Here is a 12,399-nt window from a genome sequence, read left to right on the forward strand (position 1 = left end):
AAGCCACCTCCAAAAATTATGTTGATTTTATTATACCGTTTTTTATCAAATTTATCTAAAAATCAAAAGCTTGTCCAAGTGTTAAATGACCAGTCCCTTATTTTTCATGATATAATACTCTTATGAAAACAAGAATTGAAGAGCTGGTTGCCATCCTCAACCAGTATGCCGACGAATACTACCGAACAGACAAGCCAAGTGTGTCTGACGCTGAATACGATAAGCACTATCGAGAATTGGTGGAGCTGGAAACAGCTCATCCAAACCTGGTATTGCCTAACAGTCCTACCCACCGCGTTGGTGGCAAAATTTTAGACGGTTTTGAAAAATATGCCCATGTCTATCCTCTTTTTAGCTTGCAGGATGCCTTTTCGCGTGAAGAATTGGACGCCTTCGACCAGCGTGTTCGCAAAGAATTTCCACAGGCGACTTACATCTGTGAACTCAAGATTGATGGTCTGTCCATTTCCTTGACCTATGAAGTGGGCAATCTGGTGGTTGGTGCAACACGTGGCGACGGCAGTGTCGGTGAGAATATCACGGAAAATCTCAAGCGAGTAGCGGACATTCCCCTGACCTTGCCTCAGGTGGTCGACATCACTGTCCGTGGCGAGTGCTACATGCCAAAAGCTTCTTTTGACCGCGTCAACCAGCAGCGGCAGGAGGCAGGCGAGGCAGAATTTGCCAATCCACGTAATGCAGCGGCAGGCACCCTTCGCCAGCTGGATACAGGCGTAGTGGCCCAGCGTGGTCTTGCTACCTTCCTCTACCAAGAGGCTAGTCCATCTGAGGTGACCAGCCAGTCGCAAGTGCTGGAAAAGCTGGATGGTCTAGGCTTTGTGACCAACCACGACTACCAGTTGGCAGATACGATCGATGAAGTTTGGGCTTTTATTGAAAAAATGGCAGAGCGACGAGACGATTTGCCTTATGAAATCGATGGTATCGTCATTAAGGTCAATGACCTTGCTATCCAAGAAGAACTCGGTTTTACCGTTAAGGCACCTCGCTGGGCGGTGGCCTACAAGTTTCCAGCTGAGGAGAAAGAAGCGCAAATCCTATCAGTTGACTGGACCGTTGGTCGCACAGGCGTTGTCACGCCGACAGCCAATCTCAGCCCAGTACAGCTAGCAGGAACAACCGTTAGCCGTGCTACCCTGCACAATGTGGACTACATCGCAGAAAAAGACATTCGCATTGGCGATACGGTCATTGTCTACAAGGCGGGGGACATTATCCCAGCCGTTCTGAAAGTGGTGGACAAGTACCGGACTGACCAGGAAGTTATGCCTATCCCAATCCAGTGTCCGTCTTGCCAGAGCGACTTGCAACACTACGAGGATGAAGTTGCCCTCCGTTGTATCAATCCCATTTGCCCTAGTCAGTTGATGAGCAAGTTGGAGCACTTTGCCAGTCGCGATGCTATGAATATCGCAGGTCTGGGATCTTCTATTGTAGAAAAACTCTTCCTAGCGGGTCTGGTCAAGGATGTAGCGGACATCTATAAACTGACAGTGGACGACCTCTTGACCCTAGACGGCTTCAAGGAAAAGTCCGCAGACAAGCTCTACCAAGCCATTCAAGCTTCAAAAGGAAACTCAGCAGAACGGCTCGTGTTCGGTCTGGGCATTCGCCATGTCGGCAACAAGGCCAGCAAGATTTTACTAGAGAAGTTTGGTGATTTGGAAGCCCTAGCTCAAGCCAGCCAAGACGAGATTGCCTCTCTAGAAGGATTGGGCCAGGTCATTGCCAAGTCACTGACCAGCTTCTTTGCCAGCTCAGGAGCCCAGCAGCTTTTAGCTGAACTTAAGGAAAATGCCGTAAACTTGACCTATCTAGGACAGGTTGCCGATGAAAATGCTGCACTGTCTGGTCTGACAGTTGTCTTGACAGGTAAGTTGGAACGGATGAAGCGGGGCGAAGCCAAAGCCAAGCTAGAAGCCCTCGGTGCCAACGTAGCAGGCTCGGTTTCCAAAAAGACTAACTTAGTCATCGCAGGAGCTGACGCGGGAAGCAAGTTGGCCAAGGCACAAGAATTAGGTATTGAAATAAAAGACGAGGCTTGGTTAGAAAGTCTCTAAGGTATTGGATATGGAAGAATGTAAACGAGCACGATTGATTTACAACCCGACCTCTGGTCAGGAAATCATGAAAAAAAATGTGGCAGAAGTGTTGGATATTTTAGAAGGCTTCGGCTATGAGACATCTGCCTTTCAAACGACACCTGAAAAGGATTCGGCTAAAAATGAAGCCAGAAGAGCTGCTTTAGCAGGTTTTGACCTGGTTATTGCAGCAGGTGGTGACGGCACTATTAACGAAGTGGTTAACGGTATTGCACCTCTCGAAAAACGACCGAAAATGGCTATTATCCCAACTGGTACAACCAATGATTACGCGCGTGCTCTCAAGGTTCCACGCGGAAATCCAGTCGAAGCCGCCAAGTTGATTGGCAAAAATCAGACGATTTTGATGGATATTGGCCTGGCAAAAAACCATAAGAAAGGTGTTTATCAGGAACATTACTTCATTAATATTGCAGCCGCTGGTACATTGACAGAGTTGACCTATAGTGTTCCAAGCCAACTCAAGACCATGTTTGGATATTTAGCATATGTGGTAAAAGGAGCAGAGCTCTTGCCACAAGTTCAATTCACACCTGTCTTGGTCGAGCATGATCATGGTATTTTTGAAGGCAAGATTTCCATGATGTTTGTCGCTTTGACCAATTCTATAGGAGGTTTTGAACAGATTGTCCCTGATGCCAAGCTAGACGATGGGCAGTTTACCTTGATTATGGTAAAAACCGATAATTTGTTTGAGATTTTGCATCTGATTCGACTGGTCATTGATGGAGGAAAACACATCGATAGTGATAAGATTGAATACATCAAGACCAGATCGCTACATGTTCGCTCTCTGGACGCCCAACATCCAATGTTGTTAAACTTGGATGGCGAGTATGGTGGTGATGCACCTGTGGAATTATTTAACCTCAAGAACCATATTGAATTTTTTGCAGATACGGATGAAATTGCAGACCATGCGATTACGATTGATACGGAAGAACTCAATTTGGAACAGATGACCAGAAAGTTCTTGGAAGAATCAGCTCGGTTTGATGAGGCTATTAAATAGGAAGAAAAGAGCCGAACGGCTCTTTTTCTTTTTGTCAAAAGCTGAATATAGCGTTTACATTGACCGTATTTTCTTGACAAACGCATTTAATAGGAGTATGCTTACATGGTATAAAAAATTAAAGGAGAATTCAACATGAATTTAGGTGCATTGGCTTTAGGTTTGGCCTGTCTTGGAGTAAGTATCGGTGAGGGTCTTTTGGTAGCTTCTTACCTTAGTTCGACTGCTCGTCAACCAGAGATGCAAAGCAAATTAATGGCTGGTGTATTTTTGGGTGTAGCCTTTATCGAAGGTACTTTCTTCGTAACACTCGCGATGGCGTTTGTACTTGGTTAAAGAAAAGAGAGATTAGAAAAAGGGGGAACCTCCATTGGAAGAACATGCAAGTCCAACCCTTACCCTTGGTCCCGTAACCTTTGACCTGACCATGGTATTGGTTTCATTCATTACCATTTTCGTTATTTTCCTCCTGGTTTTCTGGGCAAGTCGCCGCATGGAATTAAAACCTAAAGGAAAACAAAATGTCCTGGAATATGTTTATGAATTAACCATAAATTTCACCAAGGGAAATCTGGGTGATGAAGATGCAAAACGCTATTCACTCTTCTTTTTCACAGTCTTTACCTTCCTCTTAGTTGCCAATAATTTGGGTTTGATGACCAAAATCGAAACAGCAGAAGGACACAATCTTTGGACCTCACCAACAGCCAATATGGCCTATGACTTTGGTCTAGCAACGATTGCAATTGTCTTCTGTCATGTCGAAGGAATTCGCCGCAAAGGTTTTAAAGGTTATTTAAAAGCATTTGTGACACCTTGGGCCATGACTCCCATGCATATCTTAGAAGAAGTGACAAACTTAGCATCTCTGGCCTTGCGTCTGTATGGTAATATCTACGCGGGTGAAGTGCTGGTATCCCTTCTCTTACAATTGTCTCAACAGAGCGCTTTAGCATATCCGATTGCTTTTCTTTTGAACGTGCTTTGGACAGCCTTTTCTGTCTTTATTTCATGTTTGCAGGGTTATGTTTTTGTTATGCTGGTGTCCATGTATTTGAGCAATAAAATTGGTGACGAACACGGATAGGAAAGGAAGAAAAGATTTATGATTACACTACTCAGTACAAGTAGTACCATTCTCGGCAATTTTATCCTTGTAACAGCTTCGTTTGGCCTGTTGATTGTATTGATTCGTGTCTTTGCTTGGAATCGTATTACAGGTATCTTTGAAGCACGTGAGCAAAAAATTTCAGGTGATATTGATGCTGCAGAAGAAAAATTGCAAGCAGCGTCGGATTTGGTTGCCCAACGAGAATCTGAATTAGCACAAGGTCGAGTGGAAGCACAGCAAATTGTACAAGATGCTGTAGAACGTGCAAAACTTGAGAAAAAACGTATCTTAGAACAGGCAGATGTTGAAATTCAAGGCTTAAAAACAAAAGCTCAAATGGAAATTGAAGCTGAGAAACGTGAAGCCCAAGAAAATCTACGTGTCCAAGTAGCCGATCTGGCTGTAGACTTGGCAGGAAAAATTATCTTAGAAGATTTGAACCTGGAAGCTCATCAAGCCTTGATTGATCGGTATATTGACAAGCTAGGAGACAAGTAAGATGAATGCAAGAGAAACTGCCCTCGTGCAAAAATATGCTCAGTCATTCGTTGAAAAAGTAAGTGATAAGCAAGAAATCTGGGGAATGTATGACCAGATTTCAGATTTGATTGCGATTATTCACGAAACCAAGTTGAATCGCATCCTCTTGTCACCAACCGTATCAGCTGCTGAAAAGTCAGACTTTGTTCGCACGGTTCGCCAATCTTCTTACTATCAAGTCAATGAATTGATAGAAGAAGTCATTCGAGATGGTCATGCGGACCTCTTGTTGGAAACCTTAGAAGCAGCCAAACGTTCGATTAGTAAGAGTAAGAATGAATTCGATGCCCATGTGGTTTCGGTCCATCCTTTGACTCCCGAACAAAAAGACAGACTGACAAAGCTTGTCCAACAGAAATTTTCTTTGACAGTTCGTTCGATCATGGAAGAACTAGATCCAAGTATTCTTGGCGGTTTTATCGTTACGGTTAACCACAAGGTGATTGATGCCAGTGTTCGGACACAGTTGAAAGAAATTAGAAATAAACTTTAAAAAATAGAAAGTGGTGTTCTTTTGGTGATTAATGCACAAGAAATTAGCGCTTTACTAAAACAACAAATTGAAGGGTTTCAACCAGACTTTGACTACACAGAGACAGGGGTTGTAACCTATATTGGTGATGGAATTGCCAGGGCCCACGGTCTTGACAATGCCATGAGTGGCGAGCTCTTGGTCTTTGAAAATGGAACGATTGGTATGGCTCAAAACTTGGAAACCAACGATGTTGGTATCATTATTTTGGGTGAATTTACTGATATTCGTGAAGGTTCTGTTGTTCGTCGTACAGGAAAAATCATGGAAGTGCCAGTTGGTTCTGCTTTGATTGGTCGCGTCATTAATCCACTTGGTCAGCCAGTTGATGGACTTGGTGACATTCGGACAAGCAAAACCCGTCCGATTGAATATCCAGCACCAGGTGTTATGCAACGTAAGTCGGTTAATGAACCACTTCAAACTGGTCTTAAGGCTATTGACGCTTTGGTTCCGATTGGTCGTGGTCAGCGGGAATTGATTATCGGGGACCGTCAGACAGGTAAAACATCAGTTGCTATCGATGCTATCCTTAACCAAAAAGGACAAGATATGATTTGTATCTATGTGGCGATTGGTCAAAAGGAGTCAACGGTTCGTACTCAGGTGGAAACCCTTCGTCAGTACGGTGCCTTGGATTATACAATCGTGGTAACGGCTTCTGCTTCACAACCGTCTCCATTGCTTTTCTTGGCACCTTATGCTGGGGTTGCGATGGCAGAAGAGTTCATGTATGAAGGCAAACACGTTTTGATTGTTTATGATGATTTGTCAAAACAGGCGGTAGCCTATCGTGAATTATCCCTCTTGCTTCGTCGTCCCCCAGGTCGTGAGGCTTATCCAGGGGATGTCTTCTACTTACATAGCCGTTTGCTTGAGCGTTCAGCTAAAGTTTCTGATGAATTAGGTGGCGGTTCCATTACAGCTCTGCCATTTATCGAGACCCAGGCAGGGGATATTTCTGCCTATATCGCAACTAACGTGATTTCAATCACGGACGGTCAAATCTTCTTGAAGGATGACTTGTTCAACTCTGGTATCCGTCCAGCCATTGATGCGGGTTCTTCTGTATCTCGTGTAGGTGGTTCGGCTCAAATTAAAGCTATGAAAAAGGTGGCAGGTACCCTTCGTATCGATTTGGCTTCTTATCGGGAACTAGAAGCCTTCACGCAATTTGGTTCGGATTTGGATGCAGCTACGCAAGCCAAACTCAACCGCGGTCGTCGAACTGTGGAAGTATTGAAACAGCCTTTGCACAAGCCACTTCCAGTTGAGAAACAGGTCTTGATTCTTTATGCTCTTACCAATGGTTTCTTGGATTCTGTACCGATTGCAGATGTCTTGGCATTTGAAGAGGAACTCTATGCCTTCTTTGATTTGCACTATGATAATCTCTTGGAAGTCATCCGTACAACCAAAGATTTGCCAGATACAGACGAGTTGAATGCAGCCATTCAAGCCTTCAAAGACCAGTCTGTTTTCAAGTAAAGGAGTGTAGAGCATGGCAGGTTCTCTAAATGAGATTAAAACAAAAATAGCTTCTACTAAGAAAACCAGTCAAATCACAGGCGCCATGCAAATGGTTTCTGCCTCAAAATTAGCAAAGTCTGAGCAGTTGGCCCAATCCTTTCAAATTTACGCTAGCAAGGTCCGTCAAATTACGACGGATTTGTTGCACGCAGAACTGATGGCTTCTGATACTTCCAATCCTATGTTGATCCGTCGACCTGTTAAAAAATCAGGCTACATTGTCATCACCTCAGACAGCGGCTTGAAGGGTGGCTATAATTCAACCATCCTCAAAGCTGTTATGGGGATGATTGAACAGGATCATAGTTCCAATGATGAATTTGAAATCATTGCTATTGGTAGTATGGGCGCAGATTTTTTCCGCGCAAGGGGAATGAATCCTGTTTTTGAACTGCGTGGCTTAGCTGATAACCCAAGCTTTGAAGATGTTCAAAAAATCATCTCAAAATCGGTTGAAATGTACAAAAATGAGATCTTTGATGAACTCTATGTTTGTTACAACCACCATGTCAATAGCTTGACTAGTCAAGTGCGTGTGCAGCAAATGTTGCCGGTTGAAGACTTGGACCACAATGAAGTAGAAGGTTATACAGCGACGTTTGAATTGGAGCCAAGCCGTGATGCGATATTGGAGCAATTATTGACCCAGTACGCAGAATCGACCATTTATGGAGCCATTTTAGATGCAAAAACTGCTGAGAATGCTGCTGGCATGACAGCCATGCAGACAGCAACAGACAATGCAAAAAATGTTATTTCAGATTTGACCATCCAATACAATAGGGCTCGTCAAGCTGCGATTACGCAAGAGATTACGGAAATTGTAGCAGGGGCTTCTGCATTGGAATAGATTAGAAAATAGAGGAAATAGTATGAGTTCAGGCAAAATTACTCAAGTTGTTGGTCCCGTTGTTGACGTTGCCTTCGCAGCTGAGGATAAGCTTCCTGAGATTAACAACGCCTTAGTGGTATATAAAAATGACGACAGCAAGCAAAAGGTAGTGCTAGAGGTCGCTTTGGAACTGGGTGATGGTGTCGTACGGACCATTGCCATGGAATCAACGGATGGTCTAACACGTGGTATGGAAGTGTTGGACACAGGCCGTCCAATCTCCGTTCCTGTCGGAAAAGAAACACTGGGTCGTGTATTTAACGTTTTGGGAGATACGATTGACTTGGATCAGCCGTTTTCGGAAGATGCGGAACGGGAGCCAATCCATAAGAAGGCACCAAGTTTTGATGAACTGTCCACTTCGACAGAAATTTTAGAAACAGGGATCAAAGTCATTGACCTTTTGGCGCCTTACCTAAAAGGTGGTAAGGTCGGTCTCTTTGGTGGTGCGGGTGTTGGTAAAACAGTTCTTATCCAAGAATTGATTCACAACATCGCCCAAGAACACGGAGGGATCTCTGTCTTTACAGGTGTCGGTGAGCGTACTCGTGAAGGAAACGACCTTTACTGGGAAATGAAAGAATCAGGCGTTATCGAAAAAACGGCCATGGTATTTGGTCAGATGAATGAACCACCAGGTGCTCGTATGCGAGTTGCTCTGACTGGTTTGACCATTGCGGAATACTTCCGTGATGTTGAAGGTCAGGACGTCCTGCTCTTCATCGATAACATTTTCCGTTTCACGCAAGCAGGTTCAGAAGTATCAGCCCTCCTGGGTCGGATGCCTTCTGCCGTTGGTTACCAGCCAACCCTTGCGACAGAAATGGGACAGTTGCAGGAGCGGATTACTTCAACCAAGAAGGGCTCTGTTACATCGATTCAGGCTATTTATGTGCCTGCCGATGACTATACAGACCCAGCCCCAGCAACTGCTTTCGCCCATTTGGATTCGACAACTAACTTGGAGCGGAAATTGACTCAGCTGGGTATCTATCCAGCGGTTGATCCATTAGCATCCTCTTCACGTGCTCTTGCTCCAGAGATTGTTGGCGAGGAGCATTATGCCGTTGCCATGGAAATCAAACGTGTCCTTCAACGCTACCAAGAATTGCAAGATATTATTGCCATCTTGGGGATGGATGAATTGTCTGATGAAGAGAAGACCTTGGTTGGTCGAGCTCGTCGTATCCAGTTCTTCCTGTCACAGAACTTTAACGTGGCAGAGCAGTTTACTGGGATGCCAGGTTCTTATGTTCCAGTAAAAGAAACTGTCAAAGGCTTCAAGGAAATCTTAGAGGGTAAACATGACCATCTTCCAGAAGATGCCTTCCGTAACGTTGGTTCAATCGAAGATGTACTTGCCAAAGCGGATAAGATGAAGTTTTAGAGGTGAATCATGGCTCAAATGACCGTTCAAATCGTCACGCCGGATGGCATCAAATACGATCACCACGCTGCCTTTGTTTTGTGTAAAACAAAAGAAGGGGAGTTGGGAATCTATCCAGGTCACTTGGAATTGATTGCTGTTTTGGAAATCGATGAAATCAAAGTTCGTCGGGTAGATGATGAAAACCATGTGGACTGGATTGCGGTCAATGGTGGTATCATCGAAGTAAATAAAGACCTGATTACCATTGTTTCTGACTCAGCAGAGCGGGAACGTGATATTGATGTCAGTCGTGCAGAACGTGCCAAATTACGGGCTGAAAGAGAGCTGGAAGAAGCTCACAATGCCCACAATATTGATTTGGAAATGCGCGCCAACATTGCTTTGCAACGAGCTATTAACCGGATTCGTTGTGGTAATCGTTAATAGGGAGTGGGAAAGAACTCGACTAAGTTAAAAGAGTTCGTCTTCCCACCCCCGCACAGTTGATTAGGTTAGATTTGGAGTGTAAAACACGAACAAATCTACCAATCAACCACTGCGCTGAGATGTTGACACGAACACTGAAAAGTGGGCTAGGGCTTTTTGTCCAGCCTCTTTTTTTGTTTGATAGGATTTCATAGGAGGGCCTGTGTTTCTTTTGGCAAATTTTTGGGGAAGTTTGTTATAATAGAGTCATGCTTAATTCATTATTTCAATTATTCAGTCACTTGTTATTTATATACCTCTCCCATATATTGTTGACATCTGTCATTGATTGGAAATCAGTTTTTAAGGGGAGTCGAGAGACTGGAAAGATTCAGGTCTTACTTCTCTTTTTCGCCATTGCTTTGGGCTATATCGTGTCAGGCTTCTTCCTAGATATCGTTGCCCTCAGTAAGCTATTTGTACTTCAATAGAAAAGAGAGAACTTATGGATCAAATTATAGTAACTGGAAGTAAAAATCCCTTGCAAGGAAAGGTCGCGATAGAAGGAGCAAAAAATGCTGTTCTGCCCTTGTTAGCAGCAACGATTTTAGCTTCAGAAGGGACTTCAACTTTAACCAATGTTCCTATTTTATCGGATGTATTTACCATGAACAACGTTGTACGTGGTTTGGATATTGATGTGACCTTTGATGAGAAAGAAAAACAGGTTATCATTGATGCAAGTGGCCAGATTGGTAGTCAGGCACCCTATAAATATGTGAACCAAATGCGGGCTTCAATTGTTGTACTCGGTCCAATTTTGGCACGAAATGGCTATGCCAAGGTCTCTATGCCAGGTGGCTGTACAATTGGCAGTCGTCCCATTGATTTACACTTACAAGGTTTGGAAGCGATGGGGGCACGCATCACGCAACGCTCAGGTTACATTGAAGCGCATGCGGAAAAATTAAAGGGAGCACATATCTTCATGGATTTCCCAAGCGTAGGTGCTACTCAAAACCTGATGATGGCAGCTTGTTTGGCTGAGGGAAAAACTGTTATTGAGAATGCGGCTCGGGAGCCTGAGATTGTTGATTTGGCGATCTTCTTGAACAAGATGGGAGCTAAAGTACGTGGTGCAGGTACCGAGACTATTACTATTCAAGGTGTTGAACATCTTAAAGGAGCAGTTCATCAGGTAGTTCAAGATCGGATTGAAGCGGGTACATTTATGGTTGCAGCTGCCATGACAGGTGGTGATGTATTGGTTCAGGACGCTATTTGGGAACATAATCGTCCCCTTCTCTCAAAACTTCAGGAGATGGGAGTCGAGGTGCTTGAGGAAGACGAAGGTATTCGAATTCGATCAACGGTTACTAACCTTAAACCTGTTTCTGTCACAACCCTGCCTCATCCAGGATTTCCAACGGACATGCAAGCCCAATTTACAGCCTTGATGTCAGTTGTAAAAGGTCAGTCAACCATGGTTGAGACAGTCTTTGAAAATCGCTTCCAGCACTTGGAAGAAATGAGACGGATGAATGTCCATTCAGAAATCTTGCGTGATACGGCCATTATCCATGGAGGTCAAGCCTTGGAGGGAGCTCAAGTCATGTCAACAGATTTGAGAGCAAGTGCTGCTCTGATTTTGGCTGGCTTAGTAGCAGAAGGTCAAACAATCGTCGGAAAACTTAGTCATTTGGACCGAGGATATTATAAATTTCATGAAAAACTAGCCCAACTTGGTGCTCAAATTGAACGAATCAAAGGAGAAGACAGTGATGTTTAAAGAAAATCTTGGCTTTGTCGGACGACAATGGTTGATTGTCTTTCTAGTTTTCATATTGGCTCTATTATTTTTAGCGGCAGGTCTCATGGTGGGCTACGGTGTTGTCGGAGATGGAGACAATGCCTGGGCTATTTTATCACCTGATAAATGGCAAGAATTAATGAGTAAATTTACAGGAAAGTAGGCTAGACCTACTTTTTTGACGGGAGATATATGGCAAAGAAAAATGTAAAAAAACAGGCCATGAGCCTGCTTAGTTTGATAGCAACTATTGTTGTAGTAGGCGGAGGCTATTTTTTAAATAATTCGAGTAGCAATAGTACAGCTAGTTATTCGTATTATGTGAATCAATCGCAGGCAAGTGAGTCTACCCCAAGTGAGGAATTAGCTAGTTCTGTTTTAACAGAGAGTGTAAAAAAACAACTGGGCAATTCGATTGACTGGAATGGTGCTGGCGCTTTTCTTGTCAATGGGAATAAGACTGATCTAGATGCTTCTGTGTCCAGCCTGCCTTATGCAGATACCAAAACTAAAACAGCCCAGGGAGAAACAGTTCCAACGGTAGCCAATGCCTTGATGACTAAAGCAACCAGACAATACAGGGACCGTAATGAGACTGGAAATGGTGCTACATCCTGGACTCCAGCTGGTTGGCATCAGGTTCATGATTTAACTGGGGAATATGACCATGCTGTGGATCGTGGGCACTTACTAGGATATGCAATCATTGGCGGTCTATCTGGCTTTGATGCTTCAACCAGCAATCCTCAAAATATTGCAGTTCAAACAGCTTGGTCCAACCAAGCTAACGACCAAACTTCAACAGGGCAGAATTATTTTGAAACCTTGGTACGAAAAGCACTAGACAAGAACAAACGTGTCCGCTACCGTGTAACCTTGATCTATGCCCAAGAGAATGATTTAGTCGCAGTTGGCCGACAAATCGAAGCTAAATCTTCTGATGGAAGCTTAGAGTTCAATGTATTTGTTCCCAATGTACAGAGCGGCCTCAGCATTAACTATAATAGTGGCAAAATCACGGTGAATGAATAAAGAAATCAGTTGCTAAACTGCC

The 12,399-nt window shown here is 43.8% G+C and carries 14 protein-coding genes; all 14 read left to right on the forward strand.

All coding sequences use genetic code 11. The features are described from left to right. The first annotated feature begins 122 nt into the window (after positions 1–122). Positions 123–2,081 (forward strand): NAD-dependent DNA ligase LigA, encoded by a 1,959-nt coding sequence (ligA, locus tag JNG37_RS07950; protein WP_158456974.1) that lies wholly within the window; start codon positions 123–125, stop codon positions 2,079–2,081. A 10-nt stretch (positions 2,082–2,091) separates the two neighbouring features. Further along, a complete protein-coding gene (locus JNG37_RS07955) occupies positions 2,092–3,135 on the forward strand; it encodes a diacylglycerol kinase family lipid kinase (RefSeq protein WP_158456972.1) in 1,044 nt (347 codons plus the stop codon). A 135-nt stretch (positions 3,136–3,270) separates the two neighbouring features. After that, positions 3,271–3,471: a F0F1 ATP synthase subunit C gene (locus tag JNG37_RS07960; RefSeq protein ID WP_158456970.1), complete on the forward strand. Its 201-nt coding sequence runs from the start codon at positions 3,271–3,273 to the stop codon at positions 3,469–3,471. Positions 3,472–3,505: 34 nt separating this feature from the next. Continuing rightward, positions 3,506–4,222 carry a F0F1 ATP synthase subunit A gene (gene atpB, locus JNG37_RS07965; RefSeq protein ID WP_158456968.1) on the forward strand — a complete coding sequence of 239 codons (717 nt, stop codon included), beginning with the start codon at positions 3,506–3,508 and terminating at the stop codon, positions 4,220–4,222. Positions 4,223–4,240: 18 nt separating this feature from the next. Next, positions 4,241–4,744, forward strand: a complete 504-nt coding sequence (atpF, locus tag JNG37_RS07970; RefSeq protein ID WP_158456966.1) for a F0F1 ATP synthase subunit B — start codon at positions 4,241–4,243, stop codon at positions 4,742–4,744. A 1-nt stretch (position 4,745) separates the two neighbouring features. Beyond that, the gene (locus tag JNG37_RS07975) at positions 4,746–5,279 is read left to right on the forward strand and encodes a F0F1 ATP synthase subunit delta (protein ID WP_158456964.1); all 534 of its coding nucleotides are present in this window, start codon (positions 4,746–4,748) and stop codon (positions 5,277–5,279) included. Positions 5,280–5,300: 21 nt separating this feature from the next. Continuing rightward, entirely contained in the window at positions 5,301–6,806 is a 1,506-nt protein-coding gene (gene atpA, locus JNG37_RS07980; protein ID WP_158456962.1) for a F0F1 ATP synthase subunit alpha, read from the forward strand. Positions 6,807–6,819: 13 nt separating this feature from the next. Beyond that, on the forward strand, positions 6,820–7,698 hold the full coding sequence (locus JNG37_RS07985; RefSeq protein WP_158456960.1) for a F0F1 ATP synthase subunit gamma: 879 nt from the start codon (positions 6,820–6,822) through the stop codon (positions 7,696–7,698). Positions 7,699–7,720: 22 nt separating this feature from the next. Then, the gene (gene atpD / locus JNG37_RS07990; RefSeq protein WP_158456958.1) at positions 7,721–9,127 is read left to right on the forward strand and encodes a F0F1 ATP synthase subunit beta; all 1,407 of its coding nucleotides are present in this window, start codon (positions 7,721–7,723) and stop codon (positions 9,125–9,127) included. Between the two features lie 9 nt (positions 9,128–9,136). After that, a complete protein-coding gene (locus tag JNG37_RS07995) occupies positions 9,137–9,553 on the forward strand; it encodes a F0F1 ATP synthase subunit epsilon (RefSeq protein WP_158456956.1) in 417 nt (138 codons plus the stop codon). A gap of 251 nt (positions 9,554–9,804) precedes the next feature. Beyond that, positions 9,805–10,026, forward strand: a complete 222-nt coding sequence (locus tag JNG37_RS08000) for a DUF1146 family protein (protein ID WP_158456954.1) — start codon at positions 9,805–9,807, stop codon at positions 10,024–10,026. A gap of 14 nt (positions 10,027–10,040) precedes the next feature. Beyond that, positions 10,041–11,324 carry a UDP-N-acetylglucosamine 1-carboxyvinyltransferase gene (gene murA / locus JNG37_RS08005; protein ID WP_158456952.1) on the forward strand — a complete coding sequence of 428 codons (1,284 nt, stop codon included), beginning with the start codon at positions 10,041–10,043 and terminating at the stop codon, positions 11,322–11,324. Further along, the gene (locus JNG37_RS08010) at positions 11,317–11,508 is read left to right on the forward strand and encodes a DNA-directed RNA polymerase subunit beta (RefSeq protein ID WP_172043436.1); all 192 of its coding nucleotides are present in this window, start codon (positions 11,317–11,319) and stop codon (positions 11,506–11,508) included. Before murA ends, JNG37_RS08010 begins: the two co-directional genes overlap by 8 nt. A gap of 29 nt (positions 11,509–11,537) precedes the next feature. After that, a complete protein-coding gene (locus JNG37_RS08015) occupies positions 11,538–12,377 on the forward strand; it encodes a DNA/RNA non-specific endonuclease (RefSeq protein WP_158456948.1) in 840 nt (279 codons plus the stop codon). Positions 12,378–12,399 lie beyond the last annotated feature (22 nt).

It is taken from the genome of Streptococcus suis (genome assembly GCF_016775005.1).
GTDB lineage: Bacteria > Bacillota > Bacilli > Lactobacillales > Streptococcaceae > Streptococcus > Streptococcus suivaginalis.

Coding starts and splice junctions, on each gene's coding strand:
- JNG37_RS07975 (WP_158456964.1), top strand. CDS start 4,746: ATGAATGCAAGAGAAACTGCCCTCGTGCAAAAATATGCTCAGTCATTC.
- JNG37_RS07960 (WP_158456970.1), top strand. CDS start 3,271: ATGAATTTAGGTGCATTGGCTTTAGGTTTGGCCTGTCTTGGAGTAAGT.
- atpD (WP_158456958.1), top strand. CDS start 7,721: ATGAGTTCAGGCAAAATTACTCAAGTTGTTGGTCCCGTTGTTGACGTT.
- JNG37_RS07955 (WP_158456972.1), top strand. CDS start 2,092: ATGGAAGAATGTAAACGAGCACGATTGATTTACAACCCGACCTCTGGT.
- murA (WP_158456952.1), top strand. CDS start 10,041: ATGGATCAAATTATAGTAACTGGAAGTAAAAATCCCTTGCAAGGAAAG.
- JNG37_RS07995 (WP_158456956.1), top strand. CDS start 9,137: ATGGCTCAAATGACCGTTCAAATCGTCACGCCGGATGGCATCAAATAC.
- JNG37_RS08000 (WP_158456954.1), top strand. CDS start 9,805: ATGCTTAATTCATTATTTCAATTATTCAGTCACTTGTTATTTATATAC.
- JNG37_RS08010 (WP_172043436.1), top strand. CDS start 11,317: ATGTTTAAAGAAAATCTTGGCTTTGTCGGACGACAATGGTTGATTGTC.
- ligA (WP_158456974.1), top strand. CDS start 123: ATGAAAACAAGAATTGAAGAGCTGGTTGCCATCCTCAACCAGTATGCC.
- JNG37_RS07985 (WP_158456960.1), top strand. CDS start 6,820: ATGGCAGGTTCTCTAAATGAGATTAAAACAAAAATAGCTTCTACTAAG.
- atpF (WP_158456966.1), top strand. CDS start 4,241: ATGATTACACTACTCAGTACAAGTAGTACCATTCTCGGCAATTTTATC.
- JNG37_RS08015 (WP_158456948.1), top strand. CDS start 11,538: ATGGCAAAGAAAAATGTAAAAAAACAGGCCATGAGCCTGCTTAGTTTG.